Genomic DNA, 23866 nt, shown 5'->3' on the forward strand with positions numbered 1-23866 from the left:
CTTATATTCAAAAGCCGCAGGACCGGCCCGAGGAACTTGGGCCGGTCCTGCGGCTCACACCGTTCGCCGTCCCACTCCCACGCCCGATGCCGTCCACCGCCTCCCCCCGCACTTCTGCCCCCTTGCGCCTGCTCGGCGCCTGGCTGCTCGCCGCGGCCCTGCCCCTGGGCGCGGCCGCGCAAGGTTTGCTCGGCGGCCCGGCGGCCAGCGCCACCGTGGTGCAGAGCGACCAGGCGCGGGCCGAGATCGTGGCGCACGCGCCCGACGGCGCCGGACCGGGTCAGAAGATCTGGGTCGGGCTGCAGCTCACCCATGCGCCGGAATGGCACACCTACTGGAAAAACGCCGGTGATTCCGGCCTGCCCACCGAACTGCGCTGGACCCTGCCGCCCGGCGTGACGGCGGGCGAGATCGCCTGGCCCACACCGCGCAAGTTCCCCATCGGCAACCTGGCCAACTACGGCTATGACGGCACCGTGGTGCTGCCGGTGCCGCTCACCGTGGGCCCCGATTTCAAGGGCGACGTCCTGAACGTGCAGCTCTACGCCGCCTGGCTGGTCTGCCGCAAGGAATGCATCCCCGAAGAAGGCAACTTCACGCTGAACATCCCGGTCAACGGCTCGACCGGCAGCTCTGGTGCGGCGTTCGCAGCCAGCTTTGACGCAGCGCCCAGGGACCAGCCGGCCGCCGGCAGCCAGTTGCAGCCCGAAGACGGTTTTCTCAACGTGTCGCTGGCGAACCTGCCCGCTGCCTGGCGCGGCAAGGCACTGGAGTTCTACCCCGAGACCACCGGCCTGATCGAACCCGGCTCGCCCTGGACCCAGGCCTGGGACGGCGCGCGCTGGACCGCGCGCGTGCCGCTCTCGCCCCACCGCAGTGAAAGCCCCACGCAGCTCGTGCTCGTGGTGGCCGAGGCCAACCCACCCGGCCAGGGGCCCGGTTCGGCCGGAGCGCGGCTGGATGTCCCGGTGCAGGGCGCCTGGCCGGCGGTGGCACCGCTGCCCGCCGCCGTTCCCGACGCCTTGCAGGCCGCGCTGGACGCCAACGCCGCGCGCGCCGCCGCGCCGGTGGGCAGCGCCAGTTCACTCACGCTGGGTGCCGCCATGCTGGGCGCGCTGCTTGGCGGCCTGATCCTCAACCTCATGCCCTGCGTGTTCCCGGTGCTTGCCATCAAGGTCATGGCGTTTGCCAAGCACGCCAACGACCGGGCGGCCCACCGCGCCAACGGCCTGGCCTACAGCGCCGGCGTGGTGCTTTCGTTCGTGGCGCTGGGCGCCTTGTTGCTGGGCCTGCGTGCCGCGGGCGAACAGCTGGGCTGGGGCTTCCAGCTGCAGAGCCCGGCCGTGGTCGCGGGGCTGGCCGTGCTCTTCACGCTGATCGGTCTGAACCTGGCTGGCCTGTTCGAGTTCGGCAACGTGCTGCCCAGCCGCCTGGCCAGCCTGCAGGCCAAAAACCCCACGGTGGACGCCTTCCTCACCGGCGTGCTGGCCACGGCCATCGCCTCGCCCTGCACCGCGCCGTTCATGGGCGCCTCGCTGGGCCTGGCCATCGGCCTGCCGGCCGAGCAGGCGCTCGCCGTCTTCGCGGTGCTGGGCCTGGGCATGGCGCTGCCGTACCTGGCCGCCAGCTGGATTCCGGCCGTGGCGCGCGCCCTGCCCCGCCCGGGCCCCTGGATGGACACGTTCCGCCGCGGCATGGCCTTCCCGATGTTCGCCACCGTGGTCTGGTTGCTCTGGGTACTCGGCCAGCAAAGCGGCATCGACGGCGCGGCCGGTTTGCTGATGCTGCTGGTGGTGCTGGCGCTGCTGGTCTGGTCGCTCGGTCTGCGCGGCAAAAGCCGCGCGGCGCTGGCGGGACTGTCGCTGGCCGGTTTGGTCTGGATGGGCTGGACGGTTGGTCCCAATGTGACGCGCCTGCAAGACGCCACACCCGGTCAGGCGGTGGCGACCTCGCAGGCCGGCGTGAGCTGGCAAGCCTGGAGCCCCGACGTTCAAGCCACCCTCGTGGCCGAGGGCCGCCCGGTGTTTGTCGACTTCACCGCCGCCTGGTGCGTGACCTGCCAGTACAACAAGCGCACGACGCTGGCCGATGCGGCCGTGCTCGGCGACATCGCCGGCAAGAACGTGGCCTTGCTGCGCGCCGACTGGACGCGCCGCGACCCGGCCGTGACCGCCGCGCTGGCCACGCTGGGGCGCAACGGCGTGCCGGTGTATGCGATTTACAAGAATGGGCAAGCCACCCAGGTGCTGTCCGAAGTGTTGAGTGTGGAGGAGGTTCGCGCGGCGCTGTCCCGGCTCTGAGCCTGTGCATTCGCCCTCATCGTCCCGTCATCAGGAGTCATCACCATGCAACGCCGCCCCATCATCGCCCTGACCGCCCTGTCTCCGTTTGCCGGCCTGCTGTTGCCCGCCACCGCGCGGGCGGCCGGCGTGGGCCAGGCCGCACCCGACTTCACCCTGATGGACACCGCCGGCCAGCCGGTGAAGCTGTCGCAGTTCAAAGGCAAGCCGGTGGTGCTGGAGTGGAACAACCCCGGCTGCCCGTTCGTGAAGAAGCACTACCAGGGCAACATGCAGGCCCTGCAGAAAGAGGTGACGGCCCAGGGCGGCGTCTGGCTGGCCATCAACTCCACGCGCGACGACAGCGGCGACTACATGACGCCCGCCCAGCTCGGCCGCTGGATGACCGAGCAGAAAGCCAGCCCCACGGCCACGCTGATGGATGAGGACGGCAAGGTCGGCCAGGCCTTTGCGGCACGCGTCACGCCGCACATGTACATCGTCAACGCGCAGGGCGTGCTGGTGTACGCCGGTGGCATCGACAGCATCGCCTCGGCCCGCGTGGACGACATCCCCAAGGCCACCAACTACGTGCGCCAGGCCATGGCGGAGATCCAGGCCGGCAAGCCGGTGAGCGTGGCCACAAGCCGCGCCTACGGTTGCTCGGTCAAGTACAGCAGCGCCTGAACACGGAGTGCTGTCCCCTTCGTTCAGCGGTGGTTGTCTGAGCCCGGATAATGGTCTGCATCGCAGCCAACCCGCCGGACGCCCCATGCCCTTTGCCCCCCTGCAGAACGACACCTTCATTCGCGCCTGCCTGCGCCAGTCCACCGACCACACGCCCGTGTGGCTCATGCGCCAGGCGGGTCGGTATCTGCCCGAGTACTGCGCCACGCGCGCCAAGGCCGGCAGCTTCATGGGGCTGGCGACCAACGTGGACTACGCCACCGAGGTGACCCTGCAGCCGCTGGAACGTTACGCGCTGGACGCGGCCATCCTGTTCAGCGACATCCTCACCGTGCCCGACGCCATGGGCCTGGGCCTGTCGTTCGCGCTGGGTGAAGGCCCCAAATTTGCGAAGACCGTGCGCACCGAAGCCGACGTGGACGCGCTGGCCGTGCCCGACATGAACAAGCTGCGCTACGTGTTCGACGCCGTCACCTCCATCCGCAAGGCCTTGAACGGCCGTGTGCCGCTGATTGGTTTCTCGGGCAGCCCCTGGACACTGGCCTGCTACATGGTCGAAGGCGGCGGTTCGGACGACTACCGCGCGGTCAAGACGCTCATGTACAGCCGCCCGGACCTGATGCACCGCATCCTGGCCATCAACGCCGACGCGGTGGCGGCCTACCTGAACGCGCAGATCGACGCCGGCGCGCAAGCCGTGATGGTGTTCGACAGCTGGGGCGGCGTGCTGGCGGATGGCAACTTCCAGGACTTCAGCCTCACCTACACCAAGCGTGTGCTGGCCCAACTCAAGCGCGAACACGAGGGTGTGGTGATCCCGCGCATCGTCTTCACCAAAGGTGGCGGCCTGTGGCTCGACGACATGAAGGCGCTGGACTGCCACGCGCTCGGCCTGGACTGGACCGTGAACCTGGCCAAGGCCCGTGCTCAAGTGGGCGAAGGCCCCAACGGCAAGGCGCTGCAGGGCAACATCGACCCCAACGTGCTGTTTGCACAGCCCGGGCAGATCGACGCCGAGGTGGCGCGGGTGCTGGAGAGTTTTGGCCCGCCCCACCAGGGCCCGGGCACGGGTGCCACCCACATCTTCAACCTCGGTCACGGCATCAGCCAGTACACGCCGCCCGAGCACGTGTCGGCGCTGGTGAACGCTGTGCATTCGCATTCGAAGCGCTTGCGCGCAGCCTGAAAAACGCGCTCCTCCACTCCCGCGTTGCTCCCCTTTTGGAAGCTTCACCCGCCATCCAGCCGCGGGATACGGCGAGGAACCCAGGGGTTTTCTGGTAGGCCGAAAGGCGTCATGAATCCGTCATATCCTGGGTTGCAACGGGCCATTAACACAAAAATTGCCGAAAAACGCGCTTGACAAGCTCCACTTATGCACAAATTTTGTGCTGCGGTGCGCCATAGGGCGTGAAGCCCAACAACAGCAAAGTGCTCCCGGCATTTACTGCGTAAGTTGTTGATTCATATCGTTTTTGCAAGCTGCTTTTTTTGAAGGCAGTTTAAGCAAACCCTTGATTCTCAAGGGCTGTGGCACCAGAAAATGAAGCTATCAACAAAGTTATCCACAGAAAATCTGGATATGTCCCGATGCTGAGCCAAATCAACGACTTACACCGCATTCCGACAGTTCAACTGAGGAAGAACCGCTAAGCATGGCTTTCTGGCCCAGCGTCGTGGTGGCCACCCCCGCCCACAGCGGGGTGGGTGCCACCCTGACCTACCGAAGTGAGCTGTCGCTCGCGCCCGGCACGCTGGTGCGGGTGCCGCTGGGCGCGCGCGAGGTGCTCGGTGTTGTGTGGGACTGCCCGGCCGCACCGCCCGAAGGCCTCGCGCCAGCGCAGACGAAAGACGTGGCCGGTGTGCTCGACGGCCTGCCGCCGCTCAACGATCGCTGGCGTCAACTGGTGCAGTTCGCCGCCCGCTACTACCAGCGCAGCCTGGGCGAGGTGGCCCTGGCAGCGCTGCCGCCGCAACTTCGCGATCTGAGCAATGTGCAGCTGGCGCGCCGGCTCAAACGGCGCGCAGCGACCCGGTCAGAAGCGCCGGACCCACTGGGTGCGGCCGCCGATGGCCACGAGCTCAGCGACGAACAACGCCAGGCGCTGGCCGCGTTGGCAAGCGCCCAGGCGCCGGTGCTGCTGTTCGGCGCCACCGGCAGCGGCAAGACCGAGGTGTATCTGCAGGCCACGCAGCGTGCGTTGGCGGCGCACGCCGACGCGCAGGTGCTGGTGATGGTGCCGGAGATCAACCTCACGCCGCAGCTGGAGGCGCGCTTTCGCGAACGCTTCGAGCCCCTGTGCGGCGCGGGCGCAGTGGTGTGCCTGCACAGCGGCATGACGCCGGCGCAGCGCCTCTCCAGCTGGCTCGCAGCGCACACCGGCCAGGCGCGCATCGTGCTGGGCACGCGCATGGCGGTGCTGGCCAGCCTGCCGGGCCTGCGGCTGATCGTGGTGGATGAAGAACACGACCCGAGCTACAAGAGCCAGGAAGGGGCGCGGTACTCGGCGCGGGATCTGGCGGTGTACCGGGGCAAGGTGGAGACCGAGGCCTTGGGTGCAGACGGACGCTGCCAGGTGGTGCTGGGTTCGGCCACGCCTTCGCTGGAGAGCTGGCACGCGGCCGACCAGGGCCGCTATCTGAGGCTGGCCATGCCCGCGCGCATCGGCGGCGGTGCGCTGCCGCGCCTGCGGCTGGTGGACATGAACCACCAGCCCAAGGGCGCCGTGCTGGCACCGCCCCTGATCGCCGCGATGGCCGAGCGCATCGGGCGTGGCGAACAATGCCTGGTGCTGCTGAACCGGCGGGGTTACGCCCCGGTGCTGGCCTGCCACGACTGCGGCTGGAAGAGCGCCTGCCCGCACTGCAGCGCCTACCGCGTGTTCCACAAGCTCGACCGCACGCTGCGCTGCCACCACTGCGGCTTCACCGAACGCGTGCCGCGCGCCTGCCCCGATTGCGGCAACCTCGACATCGCGCCCGTGGGCCGCGGCACCGAGCAGGTCGAGGAGCAACTCTCGGCGCTGCTGGCGGACGTGAAGCGCCCCGACGGCGCTCCGGCGCGCGTGGCGCGCATGGACGCCGACTCCACCCGCCTCAAGGGCAGCCTGGAGGTGCAGCTCGCCACCATGCACAGCGGCGAGGTCGATGTGCTGGTGGGCACGCAGATGATCGCCAAGGGACACGACTTCCGCCGCATCACGCTGGTGGCCAGCATCAACGCCGACTCGGGTCTGTTTGCCAGCGACTACCGCGCGCCCGAACGCCTGTTTGCCCTGCTCATGCAGGCCGCAGGCCGCGCCGGGCGGGACGCGGCGCAGAGTGCGGCCAGCGAGATGTGGGTGCAGACCTGGTACCCGCAGCACCCGCTGTTTGCCTCGCTCAAGCAGCACGACTTCCCCGCGTTTGCACTCACCCAGTTGGCCGAACGGCTGAGCGCCGGCATGCCGCCCTATGGTCACCAGGCCCTGCTGCGCGCCGACGCCCGCACCCAGCAGGCGGCGCAGGCTTACCTGAACGCAGCGGCACAGGCCGCCGTGGGCTTGCCGCACTTTGAGGACGTGACGCTGTACCCGGCGGTGCCGCTGACCATCCAGCGCGTGGCCAATGTGGAGCGCGCCCAGCTGCTGGTGGAAGCCGCCTCGCGCGGCGCGCTGCAGCGTTTTCTGTCGGCGTGGCAGCCCGTGCTGCTGGCCAGCCGCAGCCTGCCCGAGGCGCGCGGCCTGGTCCGTTTTGCGGTGGATGTGGACCCGCTGGTGATCTGAGCCCCGGCGTCAGGCGGCGATCTTTTCCACGGCGGGCCAGAGCTGCTCGACCGTCTGGATCACGTCGCGCAGTTTGAAGGGTTGCAGCAGGAACCGGCGGACGTCCAGCTCCTTCAGCCGCTTGAGCATGGCGGCATCGCAGGAGGGCGCCATCACCGCGACAGGGATACTGGCTTCGCAACGGAAGTCGCCGCCACGCAATCGGCCCAGGAGGCCCAGCGCAGCGTCGGGGTCGGCGAGGGACAGCATCAAGCCGTCGGCCTTGCTGGTCTGCAACCATTGTTCACCCATCGCCAGGTTGGTCGCCTGATGCATGCGGACGATATCCAGCTCCCGACACACGGAAGCCACCGTGCTGCGCACCAGTCCGTCTGACTCGATCAGCAACACATGGATGCGGGTTGCATCGACAGGCGCGCTCACGTCAGGGCCTCCTCGCGGCGGAACATTTCCTCCACCACCAGGTCGCGCAGCCCACCCAGAATGGCCACATCGAGCTTGTCGAACGGCCGCGGACGCCGGTCCATGATGCAGAAGGTGCCCACGATCTGGCCATAGGGCAGACGCAGCAACGCGCCCGCGTAGAACCGCACATAGGGCTCGCCGATCACCATCGGGTTGTCTTCAAAACGCGGGTCTTTCAGGGCGTCGTGCACCACCAGCGTCTCGGACATGGTGATCGCATGTCCACAGAACGAGATGTCTCGCGAGGTCTCGCACATGTCCATGCCGAAACTCGACTTGAACCACTGCCGGTCGCGATCCACGAGCGAGACCAGGGCCATGGGCACGTCGAATTCCTTCGCGGCAAACGCCGAGATGCGGTCAAAGCGCTCCTCGGGCGGCGTGTCCAGGATCAGCAGATCCCGCAGGGCCTGAAGGCGCTGCTTCTCGTTGTGGGGCAAGGGGGCCAGGATCATGAGGTTCTCCGGGCGCGTGGCCGGATGAGACTTCAGCCGAACAACAGACCCTCTGTTGTTGTTCGTATCGACCCTTCTGCCGAAAAATTGAACCCAGACACCTCAGGTCATCAGGGACACAGCGGCCGAGAACGTGAAGAAGGCCGCGGCAGTCGTCACCAGGATGATGCGGGCGATGCGCCCGTTGTCCGCGCCGAAGCGCTCGGCCAGCAGGGAAACATTGCTCGCGCTTGGCAAGGCCGCCACCAGCACCATCACCGTGAGCGCCGCTGGTGAGAGCGGCACACCGAGCTGGATCGCTGCGGAACCGACCGCCAGCACCAGCAGCGGATGCAGCAGCAGTTTCATCACCACCACCGGCACATAGTCCAACATCGGCATCGGGTGGTTGGACCGCATCTGCGCGCGCGCCAGCACCGCACCGATGGTGAACAGCGCCACCGGCGAGGCCGCATCGGCGAGCAGCCACACGGTCTGCTCGACCGGCTTGGGCAAGGTGAATGCCCACGCCGAAGCCACCGCTCCAAGAATGATGGCCCAGGGCATCGGGTTGGCGACCACGCCGCGCAGCGCCTTCCTGCCCGCGTCCAGCATGGCCTGCCGCCCATGCCCTTCGGCTTCGTCCAGTCTCGAGAGCGCGATGCACAGCGAGCTGGTGACCACCATGTCGACCAGGATCGTCACGATCGCCGTCCCCGCTGCCTGCGGACCCAGCAAGGCCGCCAGCAGCGGCACGCCCATGAAGCCGGTGTTGGGAAAGGCCGCCACCAGCGCGCCGAGCGAGGCGTCGTTCCACCGGATGCGCTGGTTCAGCGTCATCGCCACGGCGAACGCCACCATCACCAGGGCGCACAGGACGTACACGCCCACCACCGACGCATCGAGCAGGCTGGCGATCGGCGTGGTGGAGCCGAATCGGTAAAGCAGGCAGGGCAGCGCAAAGTACAGCACGAAGCCGTTGAGGCCGGGAATCGCCTCCAGCGGCAACATGCTTCGCCGAGCGGCCCAAAAACCGGCGAGCACCAGCGCAAAAAACGGGAATGTGACGAGCAGGATGTTGAGCACGGGGGCGATTGTCTCAGTTGCCGCAACGCTCCTGCGCAGAAGCGGCCTACGCCGTCCATTCGGCCAGGCACAGGAACTGCGGCCGCTCGTCGACACCGCCGGCGGCCACCAGCGCCTGGCTGAACGCCCGCAGGTGGTTGCGGGACCCGCAGAGCGGGTTGTCGCACACCCGAATCATGGCCCGGGGGCCCTGCGGTCCCGTGGAGGGCGGTCGGTATGATCCAGCGTTCCCCCATCGCACCGTTCCTGGCCGCCCCACTGGCCCATCCAGGCACCCACCCCACACCCATGTCAGCCCACACAGGCTCCGGCCTGAACCTCGCCCAACTCGAAGCCGTGAACCACCTGGGCGGGCCCTGTCTGGTGCTGGCCGGTGCCGGTTCGGGCAAAACGCGTGTGATCACGCACAAGATCGGCCGGCTGATCCAGGCGGGGCTGGCCGCGGACCGCATCGCCGCCATCACCTTCACCAACAAGGCCGCCGCCGAAATGCGCGAACGCGCCAAACAGCTGGTGGGGCGCGACGCCAAAAAAGTGCTGATCTGCACCTTTCATGCGCTGGGCGTGCGCCTGCTGCGCGAAGACGGCACGGCACTCGGTTTGAAGAAGCAGTTCTCCATCCTCGACACCGACGACATCACCAGCCTGCTCAAGGACTGCGGCGGCACCAACGACGCGGCCACCGCACGCGGCTGGCAGTGGGCCATCAGCGCCTTGAAGAGTGCGGGGCTGAATTCGGCGCAGGCGCTGGCGCAGGCCAAGGACGAAAACGAGCGCGTGACCGCGACCATCATGGGTCGCTACGAGGAGCGCCTCACCGCCTACCAGAGCGTGGATTTCGACGACCTGATCTCGCTGCCCCTCAAGCTGCTGACCGAACACCTCGATGTGCGCGAACGCTGGCAGAAAAAGATGGGCCATGTGCTGGTGGACGAGTACCAGGACACCAACGCCACGCAGTACGAGTTGCTCAAGCTGCTGGTGGGTGAGCGCGCGCGCTTCACCGCGGTGGGCGACGACGACCAGTCCATCTACGGCTGGCGCGGCGCCACGCTGGACAACCTGAAAAGGTTGCCCATGGACTTTCCCGAACTCAAGGTCATCAAGCTGGAGCAGAACTACCGCTCCACCAGCGCGATCCTGCGCGCGGCCAACAACGTGATCGGGCCCAACCCCAAGCTGTTCCCCAAAACGCTGTGGAGCGACCTGGGCGAGGGCGAGCCGGTGCGCGTGGTGGACGCCGACAACGAAGACCACGAGGCCGAACGCGCCGTGGCGCGCATCCAGAGCCTGCGCTCGAATTCGCAGCACAAGGAATTCCGCGACTTCGCCATCCTCTACCGCGCCAACCACATGGCGCGCTCGTTCGAGCAGTCGCTGCGCCGCGCGCAGATTCCCTACAAGGTCTCGGGCGGCCAGAGCTTCTTCGACAAGGCCGAGATCCGCGACCTCTGTGCCTGGCTGCGCCTGCTGGTCAACAACGACGACGACCCGGCGTTTCTGCGCTCGGCCACCACGCCCAAACGCGGCATCGGCCACACGACCTTGCAGGCGCTGGGCAGCTTCGCCACGCAATACAAGCTGAGCTTGTTTGAAGCGCTGTTCGCCAACTCGCTGAGCACCGCCCTGCCCGCACGCGCCGTGGCCACGCTGCACGAGTTCGGCCGCGCGGTCAACGACCTCGAGTACCGCGCCAGACACACCGTGGGTCACGAGGCCGCGCGCGCCTTCCTCACCGAATGGCTCAAGGACATCGCGTACGAAAAACACCTGTACGACAGCGAGGACAACGAGAAGGTGGCGGCCGCGCGCTGGACCAACGTGATGGACTTCTGCGACTGGGTCGCCGGGCGCTGCGGCGGCCAGATCGAAGACGAAGCGGGCGTGCAGGTGGAGGCCGAGCGCAAGAGCCTGATGGAAGTGGTGCAGACCATTGCCCTGCTCTCCACCCTCTCCGAACGCGAGAAGGACCAGAACGTGGTGACGCTGTCCACCCTGCACGCCTCCAAGGGCCTGGAGTGGCCGCACGTGATGCTGGTCGGCGTGAACGAAGGTCTGTTGCCTTTCAAGATGGACGAAGAACCCGGCCAGAGCGACGCCGCCGTGGAGAACATGGCGCAACGCCTGCAGGAAGAACGCCGCCTGATGTACGTGGGCATCACGCGCGCGCAGCGCACGCTGGCTGTGAGCTGGCTCAAACGCCGCAAGAAGGGCCGCGAAAGCATCCCGGGCCAGGCCAGCCGCTTCATCCAGGAAATGGGGCTGGACCAGGCCACCACCAAGGAAGACCCGCGCGAAAAACTGCGCGCGCTGCGCGCCGAGTTCGCACAACGAGCCACCGACCAGGCCGCGCAAAAAGCGGCCGACACCGCACCATGAAGACACGTCCACACCACTGGCTCGCAACGGCTGCCCTGGCGCTGGCCGCCAGCCTGCCCGCCTCGGCACAAACGCCCGCTGTGGTGTGCACACCGCCTGCCGACATGGTGCCGGCCCAGCTCTACGGCCTGTGGCAACTCGTGCTGTGGCCGCAGGACGGCGGCAGCGAAGCCGCGCCCGCGTCCACCGGTGCCCTGCTGTTCGAGCGCCACCCCGAGTACCCGGGCAGCGTGCGCGGCAGCCTCAAACGCACGACGCCCGGCAACGATCGCCAGGCCCTGGTCTCGGGCGACGTCACCAGCGGCGAATTCAACCTCGACGAATCGGCCGACGGCGTGACCATGGACGCGGTGTGGGAAGGCAACGTGACCGCCAGCGGCTGCGGCCAGGAACTGCGGGGCATCCGCCGTCCCGCCCAAGGCCGTGCAACGCTTGAGCCGGTGATGAACTTCGTGTTGAAGAAAGCGCCCGGCTGGCGCTGAACACGCACGCCGCGCTCAGCGCGTGGCCTGCTCCAGCTGCTCGGCGCGCTGTTGCGTGGTGTCCATGGCCTGCTGCAGTTGCTGCTGCACCTGCTGCTGAACAACACGCCCCTGTTCGATCTCCTGCTGCTTGATCGCACCCGCCGTGGCAGCCGTGCCCACGGTCTCCACACCGCAGGCGGTGAGCGCGGGCAACACCAGCGTCAACAGTGCAACTCGACAGGACTTGCAAAGGTTCAAGGTCCGCTCCTCGGGTGGTGGGCACGGCGCGCCCAGCGCCACATTCTGGCGCGAGCGGGGTGGGGCGTGCTCGCCCTCAGGCCGCTTCGGTCACCCGCACCGACTGCCGGTCGAACCACGCGCACAACAGCGTGGCCAGCTGCTCGGGCACGTCGTTGTCAAAGCTCATCAGCGCGTCGGTGGGCTGAGCGGTCGCGGCGGACTGCAACACGTCCACCAGACACGCCCGCTGCGCGTCGCCGACCTCATGGCCCAGGTGCGCAGCGAGCACCACAAGACACGCATCCAGCGACCGCTGCGACCCGAGCACCTGCCACGCGTAGTCGATCTCGTAGCGCTCCACGCCCTGCTTCAGGCTCTCACCATCGAGCCGCGCCTCTTCGGCCACGTGGCGCAGGGTGCGGATGCTGAGACCGGCGTTGAAGCGGGCGAGCAGGTCGTCACGGTCCGTCACGGACAAAGGGTGGGTCATGGGGTATCCAGTCGTCAAGGGAGAGGGCAAGCCCCAGGGGATCGGCGCCAAGCGGCGGACCCGGAAACGAAAAAGCCCATCGCGTTGGATGGGCTTTTGCGAGAAGTTTGGTGGCCTGGGACGGAATCGAACCATCGACACGCGGATTTTCAATCCGCTGCTCTACCAACTGAGCTACCGGGCCTGACAGAAACGAGATTGTAGCAGCTTCCGTCGCTCGATTTTCCGAGCGGCCGGGCTCAGAGGGCGTTGCGTTTGCTGCGCGCGAGATCCACGCCGAGCTGCTTGAGTTTGCGGTAAAGGTGGGTGCGCTCCAGGCCGGTTTTTTCGGCCACGCGGGTCATGGAGCCGGCTTCTTTGGCGAGGTGGTATTCGAAGTAGGCCTTCTCGAATTCGTCGCGGGTTTCGCGCAGCGGACCTTCGAGGTTGAAGGACTGCGAGGACTGCGGTCCCATGTCCGCCACCGGCTCGGGCGCGATGCCGCCGGTCATGGCGGCTTCCACCGTGAGGTCCATCGCCATGCCGGCGTTCAGGCGAACCGGCACCGCGATGGCGCTGGTCTTGGGGGGGGTCTTGTTCAAGCCCTGGTCCACCGCCTTGAGCAGCTTGGCCATGGTGATGGGCTTCTCGAGGAAGGCGGTGGCACCGATGCGCGTGGCTTCCACCGCGGTGTCGATGGTGGCGTGGCCGCTCATCATGATCACCGGCATCGACAACAGGCCCGTGCTGGCCCATTCCTTGAGCAGTGTCACACCGTCGGTGTCGGGCATCCAGATGTCGAGCAGCACGAGGTCGGGTCGCAGCTGGGCGCGCACCGCACGGGCCTGGGCCGCGTTCTCGGCCAGTTCGACCGTGTGACCTTCGTCGTTCAGGATTTCGGACAGCAAGTCCCGGATGCCCAGTTCATCGTCTACAACCAGAATTGTTGCCATGGCGCGGTGTGTTTCCCTCGGTACTTGTTGTCAATTGGCAACTGCGAATGATAACGACACTTGCGCGCCGATCACCTTGCCTTCGGTCACACGGTTGCCGAGGTCCACGCGCCCACCGTGCTCGTCCATGATTTTCTTGACCACGGCCAGGCCCAGCCCGGTGCCCTTGACCTTGGTGGTCACATACGGCTCGAACGCACGCTTGAGGATGTGTTCCGCAAAACCGGGGCCCTGGTCGAGCACCGAGAGGCGCACCCACTGGCCGGAGTCGGAGCGTCGCGTGCGCAGCAGCACCTGGGCGTCGGGCACACCGGCCATGGCGTCCTGGGCGTTCTGCACGAGGTTGTGCAGGATCTGGCGCACCTGCTGCGGATCGGCCTGGGCCATGGGCAGGTCGTCGGCGGCTTCCAGGCGCACCGGCACGGCGGCGTTGTCGTAGAGCGAGAGGATGTCGCGCGCGAGTGCGTTGAGATCGACCGGTTGCAGCTGCGCGGCGGGCAGGCGCGCGTAGTCGCGAAACTCGTTGACCAGACGCTTCATGGCGTCGACCTGGTCGACGATGGTGCGCACCGATTTGTTGAGGATGGCCTGCTCGGCGGGCTGCACCTTGCCGTCGAGCTTCATGGCCAGGCGCTCGGCCGAGAGCTGGATGGGCGTGAGCGGGTTCTTGATCTCGTGCGCCAGGCGCCGCGCCACCTCGCCCCAGGCCTTGGCGCGCTGGGCCGAGACCATCTCTGAGACATCGTCGAACACCAGCAGGCGCTCGTTGTTGGGCAGGAGCGCGCCGCGCGCGATGAGCGTGATGCCTTCGTCAAACGGCGTGGTGCCGTTGGCGCTGAGTTCGAACGATTGCTGCCAGTAGCCGCCTTCGTGCGGCGTCTGATCGGACAGGAAGCGTTCGAACTGCTGCAGCACCGCGGAGGAAAACGTTTCCAGCCCGGGTACGGTGGCCAGGGGCTGGCCCATGTGCACGTTGAGGGGCGTGCGCAGGATGCGCGCCGCGCCGGGGTTGACGCTCTGCAGCCGCCCCTGCTGGTCAAGCACCACCACGCCCGCGGTGAGGTTGTCCAGGATGGTCTGCAGGTTGTCGCGCGCAGCGTCCACCTGCTCCATGCTTTGCTGCACGGCGGCGCGTGCGTCCGACAAGTCCTGCGTCATGAGCGCGAAGGTGCGCGTGAGGCCGGCAAGTTCGTCGCGTGACGCGAGTGATTTTTTGGGCGACAGATCGCCGGTGGCCACCTCGCGCATGCCTTCGGCCAGCACGAGCAGCGGGCGGATCAGCTGGTTGCCCAGCAGCACCGCCAGCAGCACCGCGCCGAACACCGCCAGAAACAGCGCCAGCGTGAGCGTGCCGATGTACATGCGCCGCAGGCCCTCGCGCGCCAGGGCACGTTCCTGGTACTCGCGGTTGGCCACCTGCACGGCCAGCGCGTCGGCCACCAGCGCCGCTGGCAAGGGCGCCACCACCTGCAGATAGCGCGGCTCGGCATCGAAGCCGAAGCTGGGCGGGCTCACCAGCGCCAAGACCTTGATGCGCGCCTGGTTGGCGGCCAGCGCCGCTTCGAGTTCACCGTCGGCCCCTTCGTCCAGCCCCTCGATCTGCGCCACCACGCGCGAGGCGCGCACGCTGCGCAACTGCGCGGCACTGGGCCGTTCGGGCGAGAGATCAAAACGCGACAGGCCCGAGCTGCCGAGCGCCTGGCCCGACGCGCTCCAGAGCACGAGATCGGTCACGCCGAGTTGCTCGCGCAGGCGCTCCAGCGCCAGCACGGCCGACGAGTTGGGCGAACGTCCCAGGCCTTCGGCGGCCACGCGGGTTTTGCTGCTGAGGTCGGCGGCGAGTGTGTCCAGCGTGGTGCGGCCCAGGTTGAGGCCGGCGCTCAGGGCGGACTCCACGCGCACGTCGAACCAGCTCTCGATGGAGCGCGACACGAACTGGTAGGACACGGTGTAGATGAGCAAGCCGGGCAGCACACCGACCAGCCCGATGATGGCGGCCAGCTTGATGAGCAGGCGGCTGCCGAACTTGCCGCGTTTGAACCGCAGGGCCAGCCGCACGCCCAGCCACACGATGACCAGCAGCAGAAAACCGGCCACGGCCACGTTGATGGCGACCAGCCAGCCGAAGTTCTGTTCGTAAAGCGCGCGGTTGCGCGTGGCCAGCGTGAGCAGGAACAGCAACACCATGCCCACGCCGGTCATGAACACCAGACCCGCACCCACGGCCCAGCGCACAGCGCCCGGTCGTTTGTGCAAGGTGGAGATGGCGTCCGGGGTGTTCACGGGGGTTCTGCTGCGGGCGCGCAGGCTGGGCAGGGTGTCAGCGGGCCGGCGCCGGCGCTTCCGCACCCGCGGTGGCGCTGGCAGGCACCTCGACCGCCCCCAGGTCCGGGGCGGGTGCGGGCGCTCGCTCGGGCTCGACGCGGTTGGGCACGGCAATCTCGTCCCGGATCTCGATGGTCCACCCGGGCTGGTTGCCCAGACCGATCTGGAACGGACGGGGCAACAGCGAGAGATCGAGTCGGAAGGAGAACTCGACGCGATGGTTTTCGTCGGTGGGCAAACGGGCCGCATCGGCGATCTTCCAGCGCGACACGCGGGCCACGCCCGCCAGCGCGTCGGCCAGCGAGTCGTAGTTCTGGTGCAGCGCGTACTGCAGCCCGGCGCCGCCGGCGTTCACCGCCGCGTCGTTGGACAGGCTGACCCGCCAGCGGCGGGTGAGGGGTTGGTAGGCCAGGCGCAAGGTGCGCGTGACGCTGGCGATGCGGCGGTCGGCCCAGTACCAGCGCTCGCGGTACACATCGGCCTGCCAGACGAAATAGAGCGGGACCGACTTGAGCAAGGCTTCTTCCACCACCTGCTCGGGAAAGATGTCCATGCGGCCGGAGAGGTACAGCGCCTCGGGCGTGCGCTGCAGGTTGAGCTGAAACGCCTGGGGTTTCTGGGCCTGGGCGGTGCCGGTTGCACCGAAAACGAGGACCCAGAAAACGACCAGGACAAACCAACCGCGCAGGCTCGCCATCGGGCTCATGCCGCCGGCCCACCGCGTCCAGCGCGGTGGTCGGTCAAGGTGCAACCTTGTCGATGCGAGTGTAAAAAAATCCGTCATGGCCACCCAACGGATTGTCGTTGAACTCCCCCGCCGGGGCGGCCGAACCGGGCAGCAAATGGCCTGGAGAAGGCCGATGCACCGCATTGGTGTGGCGCTCAAGGAACGCTTGCACCTGATCGGCACCTTCGGCGCGGAACACGGAGCAGGTGGCGTAGAGCAGGCGCCCGCCTGGTTTGAGCAGCGGCCAGAGCGCTTCGAGCAAACCACGCTGCACCTTGACGAGCTGGTCGACGTCGCTGGCCCGGCGCAGCCAGCGCACGTCGGGGTGACGGCGCACGATGCCCGACGCGGTGCACGGCGCGTCCAGCAGGATGGCGTCGAAGGCCTGGCCGTCCCACCAGGTGGCGGGCCGGGACGCGTCGGCGCAACGCACCTCGGCTCTCAGCCCCAGGCGCTTCAGGTTGTCGTCGACGCGCTCGCAGCGGCGGGCATCCATGTCCAGCGCGAGCAGACTCACCTCGGCCCGTTCGAGCAGGTGGGCGGTCTTGCCGCCGGGCGCGGCACAGGCGTCGAGCACGCGGTCGGCGGCGGTCCAGTGACGGTCTTCGAGGAGCAGGCTGGCGGCCATCTGGGCTGCGGCATCCTGCACCGAGCAGTGGCCTTGGGAGAAACCGGGCAGGCGCTCCACCGGCTGCGGCGTGTCCAGCTCCAGGCCATCGTCGCCGACCGGGTTGGAGGCCACGCCGATCGCCAGCAGGGCCTGCTGGTACGCAGCACGCCCGATCTGGCGCCGGTTCACGCGCAGCGTCATGGGGCCGGGCTGGTTGTTGGCCGCCAGGATGGCCTGCCAGCGTTCGGGGTGGTCGCGCTGCAGGCGCTCGATCCACCACGTCGGGTGGTTCCAGCGCGCCACGGGGTGGCGCAGCGCCTCGGCCATCAGCGCCGGGCGTTCGCGCAAGAAGCGGCGCAGGCAGGCGTTGACGAATGCGGCCTGGCGCGCGGTGCTGCGGTCTTGCCGCGCGGCGTCCACGGCCTGGTTGACGACGGTGTGGGCAGCGTAGTGCAAACCACTGGCCGAGCCCGCTTCGGCGTCCTCCAGCATCAGGCTCAGGGCGCTGCACAGCAGGGCTTGCACCGCGGCGTCGGGCTTGCGCTGCACCAGCTGGTCCACCAGCGCACGGGCCGTGCCCAGATGGCGCAACACGTGGAAGGTCAGCGCCTGCACGCCCGGGCGCAGCTCGGCGGCGACCTGGGGCATCACCTCGCTGAGCGACTGCCCTTGTTCGACGGCCCGCACGCAGCGTGCCGTGTGGCGCAGTTGGGTGGCGAGGGTCGGCCCGAGGGGTGCGCCGGCTGGGCGCGGAGCGGGTGGAGAGGCGGTCAATCGGGGTCCGGGATGGGGTGGTGGGACCGGTGAGGGTACCAGCACCGCCCGCCATCGCGGCTCTTCAAACCAGGGTCCAGCCCGGGGTGTCGGTGTTGGGTGCCGCAGCGGCTGGTGGGGCCTCGTGCTCCACCCCGCGCTGCAGGGGCAGTGGGCCCGGGTTTCGGCCGTAGATGCGGCGAATGCGCTCGTTCAGCGGCGGATGCGAGTCGAACCAGCCCGCGACCTTGCCGGACTCGTTGCCCACCAGCAGCATGTGCTGCACCACCGAACCCACGGCGCGTGTTTCCACGCCCGCGTTCTGCTGGGTCAGTATCTTGCGCAGCACGCCGCCCAGGCCGTCGCGGCTGCGGGTCCATTGCACGGCCCGAGCATCGGCCAGCAGCTCGCGCTGGCGCGATACGGCCGCCTGCAGGGCATGGCCGGCCACCCAGCCCAACCAGCCCGCGGCCATGACGGCCAGGCCGATGAGTGCGGCAGCCATGCGCCGGTCACGCGTGTCGGGTTCGAACAGCGACTGGCCCATGCGGAAGAGCATCTCCAGACCAAACACCATGCCCACCAACCGCATGTTCAAACGCGTGTCGCCTTCACCGATGTGGCTGAACTCGTGGGCGACCAGACCCTGCAACTCCTCACGCGTGAGGTGCTCCAGCGCGCCCTGGGTCACCGCAACGACCGAGTCGTCTTCATCCCAACCCGCGGCAAAGGCATTGATGCCCTGATCACGCGCCAGCACCATGGGCTGGGGCCGCCGCACATTGGAAGCAATCGCCATTTCGTCGACGATGTTGCAGAAGCGTTGTTCGTCCAGCTGGCCCGAGGGTTGCGCCAGCCGCGCGCCCAGCTGCTCGGCCAGGCGCACGCCGCCGCCCTCGCTCAGGCGCGAGGTTTCCACCCACCACCCACCCAGCACGAACAACAAGGTGACGGCGGTGTTGACCTCGAAGAAATGGCGCGGAAAGCTGAGGTCTCCGGGCATCCAGAAGCCCCAGGTGAGACCCCAGGCCAGCGCCAATGCCGCGTTGACCGCCACCAGCAACAGCAAGACCGTGACGCCGAAGGCCAGCAGCAAGCGCACCGTCTCGCCCCGGGCCTCGCGCTGGAATTCGAAGAACCGCATGGCCGCGCTGTTGAGCGAGTGTCAGATCTCGATGCGCAATGTCTGGCGCTCGGCTTCACTGGTGGTGGACTCCAGCATGGCCTGCGGCACGAAGTTGAACAGCCGCGCCACGATCAGCGTGGGGAACTGGGCCGCCGCGTCGTTGAACTCGAGCACGTTGTCGTTGTACGCCTGGCGTGCAAAACCGATGCGGTTTTCGGTGCTGGAAAGCTCCTCGCTGAGCTCGCGCATGTTCTGGTCGGCCTTGAGATCGGGGTAGGCCTCGGCCACGGCGAACAGCCGGCCCAGTGCACCACCCAACATCTGCTCTGCACCGGCCAGAGCCCCCAAGGCTCCGGCGTTGAGGGGGCTGGTGGCCGCCGTTTGTTCGGCCGTTCGGGCCTGGTTGCGCGCAGCGATCACCGCTTCCAGCGTCTGGGATTCGTGTGCGAGGTACTTGCGCGCCACTTCCACCAGGTTGGGAATCAGGTCGTAGCGCCGCTTGAGCTGCACATCGATCTGACCGAACGCGTTGGCGATGGCGTTCTTCAACCGCACCAGGCGGTTGTAGGCACCCACCGCCCAGAAAAACACGGCCAGACCCACCCCCAGCATCACCCACAACGAAACGGACATGTTCGGCACTCCTGATCAACAACCCCGCCCCCCGGCAGGCCGGGCCAATATACCTTTGGCTCTCCGCCCACGCGCGGCACGGCACCATGAAAAAAGCCCCCAGTCGGATGACTGGGGGCTTTTTGTGCTTCAGCGGGGTGGGCTTATTCGGCCGACTCGTTGGTGCTTGAAGCGTCGGCCTGCTCGGCCTGGTCGGCTGCCAGCGATACGGCATCGGCTTCGGCAATGGCACGGCGTTCTTCGTCGTCCATCTTCTCCTTGACCTTGCGCGCCTCGTGGTAGGCCATGCCGGTACCGGCCGGGATCAGACGACCCACGATCACGTTTTCCTTCAGACCACGCAGTTCGTCGCGCTTGCCCATGATGGCCGCCTCGGTCAGCACCCGGGTGGTTTCCTGGAAGGAAGCCGCCGAGATGAACGAGTCGGTCGACAGCGAAGCCTTGGTGATACCCAGCAGGATGTTGCTGAACACCGCGGGCAGCTTGCCTTCGGCACGCAGTGAGTCGTTGGTGTTGAGGATCTCCGAACGCTCGACCTGCTCACCGGCGATGTAGCTCGAATCACCCACGCTGTCCACGACCACACGGCGCAGCATCTGGCGAACGATCACCTCGATGTGCTTGTCGTTGATCTTCACGCCCTGCAGGCGGTAGACGTCCTGCACTTCGTCAACGATGTAGCGGGCCAGCTCTTCCATGCCCAGCAGGCGCAGGATGTCTTGCGGATCGGCCGGGCCGTCCACCACGCTCTCGCCCTTGTTGACCACCTGGCCTTCGTGCACCAGGATGTTCTTTTCCTTGGGGATGAGGTCGTCCCACACCTTGCCTTCGGGGTCGGTGATCTGCAGGCGAACCTTGCCTTTGGTCTCCTTGCCGAACGACACAGTACCGGTCATCTCGGCCAGCATGCCCTTGTCTTTCGGGCTGCGGGCTTCGAACAACTCGGCCACACGCGGCAGACCGCCGGTGATGTCGCGCGTCTTCTGACCTTCGACCGGGATGCGGGCCAGCACTTCGCCAGGGCCCACGTCCATGCCGTCGCGCACCTGGATCAGCGAGCCGATCTGGAAGCCGATGGTCACCGAGTGGTCGGTGCCCGGGATCTTCACTTCGTTGCCTTGCGCGTCGATCAGCTTGACCTGTGGACGCACCACCTTGGCCACGCCGCGGCGCTTCGGATCGATCACCACCAGGGTCGACAGACCAGTGACATCGTCCACCTGCTTGGCCACGGTGAGGCCTTCCTCGACGTTCTCGAAACGCACCTGACCAGCGAATTCCGTGATGATCGGGCGCGTCAGCGGATCCCAGTTCGCCAGGATGGCGCCGGCCTTGATGTTCTGGTCGGCTTTCACCGACAGGATCGCGCCGTACGGCACCTTGTGGCGCTCGCGCTCACGACCGTGTTCGTCGTGGATGATGATTTCGCCGGAACGCGAGATCACCACCAGTTCGCCCTTGGTGTTGGTCACGTAGCGCATGGTGGCGTTGAAGCCGATCACGCCGCTGGACTTGGCTTCCACGCTGGAGGCCACAGCCGCACGCGAAGCCGCACCACCGATGTGGAAGGTGCGCATGGTCAGCTGGGTACCGGGTTCACCGATGGACTGGGCAGCAATCACGCCGACCGCTTCACCGATGTTGACCAGACCACCGCGGCCCAGATCGCGGCCGTAGCACTTGGCGCAGATGCCGAAGCGGGTTTCGCAGGTCAGTGCGGTGCGCACTTTCACTTCGTCCACCGCAGCGGCTTCCAACATGTCGAGCATGTCTTCGTCGAGCATCTCGCCGGCGGGCACCAGCAGTTCGCGCGTTTCGGGGTGCGTCACTTCCTCGGCCGTGGTGCGACCCAGAATGCGGTCGCGCAGCGATTCGATGACTTCACCACCTTCAACAATGGCGCGCATCAGCGTGCCGTTGGTGGTGCCGCAGTCCTGGGTGTTGACCACCAGATCCTGCGTCACGTCCACCAGGCGGCGCGTGAGGTAGCCCGAGTTGGCGGTCTTCAGCGCCGTGTCGGCCAGGCCTTTACGCGCACCGTGGGTCGAGATGAAGTACTGCAACACGTTGAGACCTTCACGGAAGTTCGCCGTGATGGGGGTCTCGATGATGGAGCCGTCAGGCTTGGCCATCAGGCCTCGCATGCCGGCAAGCTGGCGGATCTGCGCAGCGGAGCCACGCGCACCCGAGTCGGCCATCATGTAGATGGAGTTGAACGACTCCTGGTCCACTTCCTTGCCGTGGCGGTCGGTGGTCTTCTGCTTGGCCAGCTGGGCCATCATGACCTTGGAGATCTCGTCACCGGCCTTGCCCCAGATGTCCACCACCTTGTTGTAGCGCTCGCCCGCGGTCACCAGACCGGACGCGTACTGCTGGGCGATTTCCTTCACCTCGTTTTCGGCGCGGTCGATGATGGCCGGCTTCTCCTTGGGCACCAGCATGTCGTCCACGGCGATCGAGATACCGGCGCGCGTGGCCAGACGGAAGCCGTTTTGCAGCAACTTGTCGGCGAACACCACGGTTTCCTTCAGGCCGCACTTGCGGAACGAGGTGTTGATCAGGCGCGAGATTTCCTTCTTCTTCAGCGGCTTGTTCAGCACGTCGAACGGCAGGCCACGCGGCAGGATCTCGGAGAGCAGCGCACGGCCCACGGTGGTGTCGACCAGCGAGGTGGACGACGTCCACTCACCCGTGGCCTTGTCCAGCGTCTGCTGGGTCAGGCGCACGCTGATCTTGGCGGTGATTTCCACCACGCCGTTGTCGAGTGCGCGCAGCAGCTCGGACAGATCGGCAAAGATCATGCCCTCGCCCTTGGCGTTGATGCGATCACGGGTGGCGTAGTACAGACCCAGCACCACGTCTTGCGACGGAACGATGGAGGGCTCGCCGTTGGCAGGGAACAGGATGTTGTTCGAGGCCAGCATCAGGGTGCGGGCTTCGATCTGCGCTTCCACCGACAGCGGCACGTGAACGGCCATCTGGTCGCCGTCGAAGTCGGCGTTGAACGCAGCGCAGACCAGCGGGTGCAGCTGGATCGCCTTGCCTTCGATCAGGATGGGCTCGAACGCCTGGATGCCCAGGCGGTGCAGCGTGGGAGCGCGGTTGAGCATCACCGGGTGCTCCTTGATCACCTCTTCCAGGATGTCCCACACCACCGGCGTGCCGGCTTCAACTTCCTTCTTCGCGGCCTTGATGGTGGTCGCGATGCCCATGGCTTCCAGGCGCGAGAAGATGAACGGCTTGAACAGCTCAAGGGCCATCAGCTTGGGCAGGCCGCACTGGTGCAGCTTGAGCGTTGGGCCGACCACGATGACCGAACGGCCCGAGTAGTCGACGCGCTTGCCCAGCAAGTTCTGGCGGAAACGACCGCTCTTGCCCTTGATCATGTCGGCCAGCGACTTCAACGCGCGCTTGTTGGCGCCCGTCATGGCCTTGCCACGGCGGCCGTTGTCCAGCAGCGAGTCGACCGCTTCCTGCAGCATGCGCTTCTCGTTGCGCGCGATGATTTCAGGAGCCTTCAGCTCCAGCAGGCGGCGCAGACGCGAGTTGCGGTTGATGACGCGGCGGTACAGGTCGTTCAGGTCGGAGGTAGCGAAGCGGCCACCGTCCAGCGGCACCAGCGGACGCAGGTCCGGTGGCAGCACGGGCAGCACGTCGAGCACCATCCACTCGGGCTTGATGCCCGACTTCTTGAAGGCTTCCAGCACCTTGAGGCGCTTGGCGTTCTTCTTGATCTTGAGCTCGGAGCCGGTCAGGTCGTTGCGCAGCTTCTCGATCTCGATGTCGAGGTCGATGGCCTGCAGCAGTTCCTTGATGCCCTCGGCGCCCATCTTGGCCACGAACTCGTCGCCGAATTCCTTGCGCTTGGCGTCATAGTCGTCCTCGGACATGATGCCGAACTTCTTCAGCGGGGTCATGCCGGGGTCGGTCACCACGTAGGCTTCGAAATAGAGCACACGTTCGATGTCGCGCAGCGTCATGTCCAGGATCAGGCCCAGACGCGATGGCAACGACTTCAGGAACCAGATGTGGGCGCAAGGAGCGGCCAGATCGATGTGACCCATGCGCTCGCGGCGCACCTTGGTCTGCGTGACTTCAACGCCGCACTTCTCGCAGATGACACCGCGGTGCTTCAAACGCTTGTACTTGCCGCACAGGCATTCGTAGTCCTTGATAGGGCCGAAGATCTTGGCGCAGAACAGACCATCGCGCTCGGGCTTGAACGTGCGGTAGTTGATGGTCTCGGGCTTTTTGACTTCACCGAAGGACCACGAGCGGATTTTTTCCGGCGAAGCCAGGCCGATGCGGATGGCATCGAAGTGGTCATCGGGCGTGAACTGCTTGAACAGGTCGAGCAAGGATTTCATGTGAATTTCCTTAAATTACAGAGACAGCGAATGAGGAGCGAAGTGACTTGACCCAGAAGCACCGCGGAACCGGCTTTGCCGGGCCGCAGGTGCTGTCCCCCTGGG

19 protein-coding genes and 1 tRNA gene are annotated in these 23866 nt (G+C 66.9%); 6 read left to right on the forward strand and 14 right to left on the reverse strand.

Annotated elements, in window-relative coordinates; all coding sequences use genetic code 11:
- The first annotated feature begins 86 nt into the window (after positions 1-86).
- The 4 genes from BSY239_RS18155 to priA all read left to right on the forward strand — a co-directional run bounded on the left by BSY239_RS18155 (position 87) and on the right by priA (position 6730).
- Positions 87-2300, forward strand: coding sequence for a protein-disulfide reductase DsbD family protein (locus tag BSY239_RS18155; RefSeq protein WP_069048030.1), 2214 nt, complete (start codon positions 87-89; stop codon positions 2298-2300).
- Between the two features lie 45 nt (positions 2301-2345).
- Positions 2346-2966, forward strand: a complete 621-nt coding sequence (locus tag BSY239_RS18160) for a thioredoxin family protein (RefSeq protein WP_172823125.1) — start codon at positions 2346-2348, stop codon at positions 2964-2966.
- A gap of 85 nt (positions 2967-3051) precedes the next feature.
- Positions 3052-4152: a uroporphyrinogen decarboxylase gene (hemE, locus tag BSY239_RS18165; protein WP_069048032.1), complete on the forward strand. Its 1101-nt coding sequence runs from the start codon at positions 3052-3054 to the stop codon at positions 4150-4152.
- A gap of 469 nt (positions 4153-4621) precedes the next feature.
- Positions 4622-6730 carry a replication restart helicase PriA gene (gene priA / locus BSY239_RS18170; RefSeq protein WP_069048033.1) on the forward strand — a complete coding sequence of 703 codons (2109 nt, stop codon included), beginning with the start codon at positions 4622-4624 and terminating at the stop codon, positions 6728-6730.
- A gap of 9 nt (positions 6731-6739) precedes the next feature.
- Here the strand turns inward: priA and BSY239_RS18175 are convergent, their stop codons facing one another.
- From BSY239_RS18175 to BSY239_RS22990, 4 genes are all read right to left on the reverse strand, one after another.
- The gene (locus tag BSY239_RS18175; protein WP_069048034.1) at positions 6740-7153 is read right to left on the reverse strand and encodes a hypothetical protein; all 414 of its coding nucleotides are present in this window, start codon (positions 7151-7153) and stop codon (positions 6740-6742) included.
- Entirely contained in the window at positions 7150-7650 is a 501-nt protein-coding gene (locus BSY239_RS18180) for a GAF domain-containing protein (RefSeq protein WP_069048035.1), read from the reverse strand. Before BSY239_RS18180 ends, BSY239_RS18175 begins: the two co-directional genes overlap by 4 nt.
- Before the next feature lie 102 nt (positions 7651-7752).
- Positions 7753-8715 carry an AEC family transporter gene (locus BSY239_RS18185; RefSeq protein ID WP_069048036.1) on the reverse strand — a complete coding sequence of 321 codons (963 nt, stop codon included), beginning with the start codon at positions 8713-8715 and terminating at the stop codon, positions 7753-7755.
- 46 nt (positions 8716-8761) lie between these two features.
- Positions 8762-8893, reverse strand: a complete 132-nt coding sequence (locus BSY239_RS22990) for a hypothetical protein (RefSeq protein WP_257784866.1) — start codon at positions 8891-8893, stop codon at positions 8762-8764.
- A 110-nt stretch (positions 8894-9003) separates the two neighbouring features.
- On the opposite strand from BSY239_RS22990, the gene BSY239_RS18190 reads away from it, so the two are divergent.
- Together BSY239_RS18190 and BSY239_RS18195 are read left to right on the forward strand one after the other, a co-directional pair.
- The gene (locus BSY239_RS18190; RefSeq protein WP_069049080.1) at positions 9004-11094 is read left to right on the forward strand and encodes an ATP-dependent helicase; all 2091 of its coding nucleotides are present in this window, start codon (positions 9004-9006) and stop codon (positions 11092-11094) included.
- Complete coding sequence (locus BSY239_RS18195) at positions 11091-11576, forward strand: hypothetical protein (RefSeq protein WP_069048037.1); 486 nt, start codon at positions 11091-11093, stop codon at positions 11574-11576. The genes BSY239_RS18190 and BSY239_RS18195 overlap by 4 nt, the downstream gene beginning before the upstream one ends.
- Before the next feature lie 15 nt (positions 11577-11591).
- Here the strand turns inward: BSY239_RS18195 and BSY239_RS18200 are convergent, their stop codons facing one another.
- The 10 genes from BSY239_RS18200 to rpoC form a co-directional block, all read right to left on the reverse strand.
- The gene (locus BSY239_RS18200; protein WP_156775528.1) at positions 11592-11816 is read right to left on the reverse strand and encodes a hypothetical protein; all 225 of its coding nucleotides are present in this window, start codon (positions 11814-11816) and stop codon (positions 11592-11594) included.
- A gap of 76 nt (positions 11817-11892) precedes the next feature.
- Positions 11893-12288, reverse strand: a complete 396-nt coding sequence (locus tag BSY239_RS18205; protein WP_069048039.1) for a hypothetical protein — start codon at positions 12286-12288, stop codon at positions 11893-11895.
- A gap of 108 nt (positions 12289-12396) precedes the next feature.
- Positions 12397-12472: transfer RNA gene (locus BSY239_RS18210), tRNA-Phe, on the reverse strand.
- A gap of 55 nt (positions 12473-12527) precedes the next feature.
- Positions 12528-13220, reverse strand: coding sequence for a response regulator (locus BSY239_RS18215; protein ID WP_069048040.1), 693 nt, complete (start codon positions 13218-13220; stop codon positions 12528-12530).
- A 30-nt stretch (positions 13221-13250) separates the two neighbouring features.
- The gene (locus BSY239_RS18220) at positions 13251-15503 is read right to left on the reverse strand and encodes a sensor histidine kinase (protein WP_069048041.1); all 2253 of its coding nucleotides are present in this window, start codon (positions 15501-15503) and stop codon (positions 13251-13253) included.
- A 37-nt stretch (positions 15504-15540) separates the two neighbouring features.
- Entirely contained in the window at positions 15541-16251 is a 711-nt protein-coding gene (locus BSY239_RS18225; RefSeq protein WP_172823126.1) for a DUF4390 domain-containing protein, read from the reverse strand.
- Positions 16252-16285: 34 nt separating this feature from the next.
- Entirely contained in the window at positions 16286-17656 is a 1371-nt protein-coding gene (rsmB, locus tag BSY239_RS18230) for a 16S rRNA (cytosine(967)-C(5))-methyltransferase RsmB (RefSeq protein ID WP_069048043.1), read from the reverse strand.
- Positions 17657-17720: 64 nt separating this feature from the next.
- Positions 17721-18779, reverse strand: coding sequence for a M48 family metalloprotease (locus BSY239_RS18235; protein WP_083240063.1), 1059 nt, complete (start codon positions 18777-18779; stop codon positions 17721-17723).
- A gap of 21 nt (positions 18780-18800) precedes the next feature.
- On the reverse strand, positions 18801-19394 hold the full coding sequence (locus BSY239_RS18240) for a LemA family protein (protein ID WP_069048044.1): 594 nt from the start codon (positions 19392-19394) through the stop codon (positions 18801-18803).
- A gap of 143 nt (positions 19395-19537) precedes the next feature.
- Positions 19538-23761: a DNA-directed RNA polymerase subunit beta' gene (gene rpoC / locus BSY239_RS18245; RefSeq protein WP_069048045.1), complete on the reverse strand. Its 4224-nt coding sequence runs from the start codon at positions 23759-23761 to the stop codon at positions 19538-19540.
- Positions 23762-23866: the final 105 nt, after the last annotated feature.

Origin of the sequence: Hydrogenophaga sp. RAC07, assembly GCF_001713375.1 — a bacterium.
Taxonomy (GTDB): Bacteria; Pseudomonadota; Gammaproteobacteria; order Burkholderiales; family Burkholderiaceae_C; genus Hydrogenophaga.

Excerpts from the sequence above, each read along its gene's own strand:
- BSY239_RS18155 (WP_069048030.1), top strand. The coding sequence starts at position 87 with ATGCCGTCCACCGCCTCCCCCCGCACTTCTGCCCCCTTGCGCCTGCTC.
- BSY239_RS18160 (WP_172823125.1), top strand. The coding sequence starts at position 2,346 with ATGCAACGCCGCCCCATCATCGCCCTGACCGCCCTGTCTCCGTTTGCC.
- hemE (WP_069048032.1), top strand. The coding sequence starts at position 3,052 with ATGCCCTTTGCCCCCCTGCAGAACGACACCTTCATTCGCGCCTGCCTG.
- priA (WP_069048033.1), top strand. The coding sequence starts at position 4,622 with ATGGCTTTCTGGCCCAGCGTCGTGGTGGCCACCCCCGCCCACAGCGGG.
- BSY239_RS18180 (WP_069048035.1), bottom strand. The coding sequence starts at position 7,650 with ATGATCCTGGCCCCCTTGCCCCACAACGAGAAGCAGCGCCTTCAGGCC.
- BSY239_RS22990 (WP_257784866.1), bottom strand. The coding sequence starts at position 8,893 with ATGATTCGGGTGTGCGACAACCCGCTCTGCGGGTCCCGCAACCACCTG.
- BSY239_RS18190 (WP_069049080.1), top strand. The coding sequence starts at position 9,004 with ATGTCAGCCCACACAGGCTCCGGCCTGAACCTCGCCCAACTCGAAGCC.
- BSY239_RS18195 (WP_069048037.1), top strand. The coding sequence starts at position 11,091 with ATGAAGACACGTCCACACCACTGGCTCGCAACGGCTGCCCTGGCGCTG.
- BSY239_RS18205 (WP_069048039.1), bottom strand. The coding sequence starts at position 12,288 with ATGACCCACCCTTTGTCCGTGACGGACCGTGACGACCTGCTCGCCCGC.
- BSY239_RS18215 (WP_069048040.1), bottom strand. The coding sequence starts at position 13,220 with ATGGCAACAATTCTGGTTGTAGACGATGAACTGGGCATCCGGGACTTG.
- BSY239_RS18225 (WP_172823126.1), bottom strand. The coding sequence starts at position 16,251 with ATGAGCCCGATGGCGAGCCTGCGCGGTTGGTTTGTCCTGGTCGTTTTC.
- BSY239_RS18235 (WP_083240063.1), bottom strand. The coding sequence starts at position 18,779 with ATGCGGTTCTTCGAATTCCAGCGCGAGGCCCGGGGCGAGACGGTGCGC.
- BSY239_RS18240 (WP_069048044.1), bottom strand. The coding sequence starts at position 19,394 with ATGTCCGTTTCGTTGTGGGTGATGCTGGGGGTGGGTCTGGCCGTGTTT.
- rpoC (WP_069048045.1), bottom strand. The coding sequence starts at position 23,761 with ATGAAATCCTTGCTCGACCTGTTCAAGCAGTTCACGCCCGATGACCAC.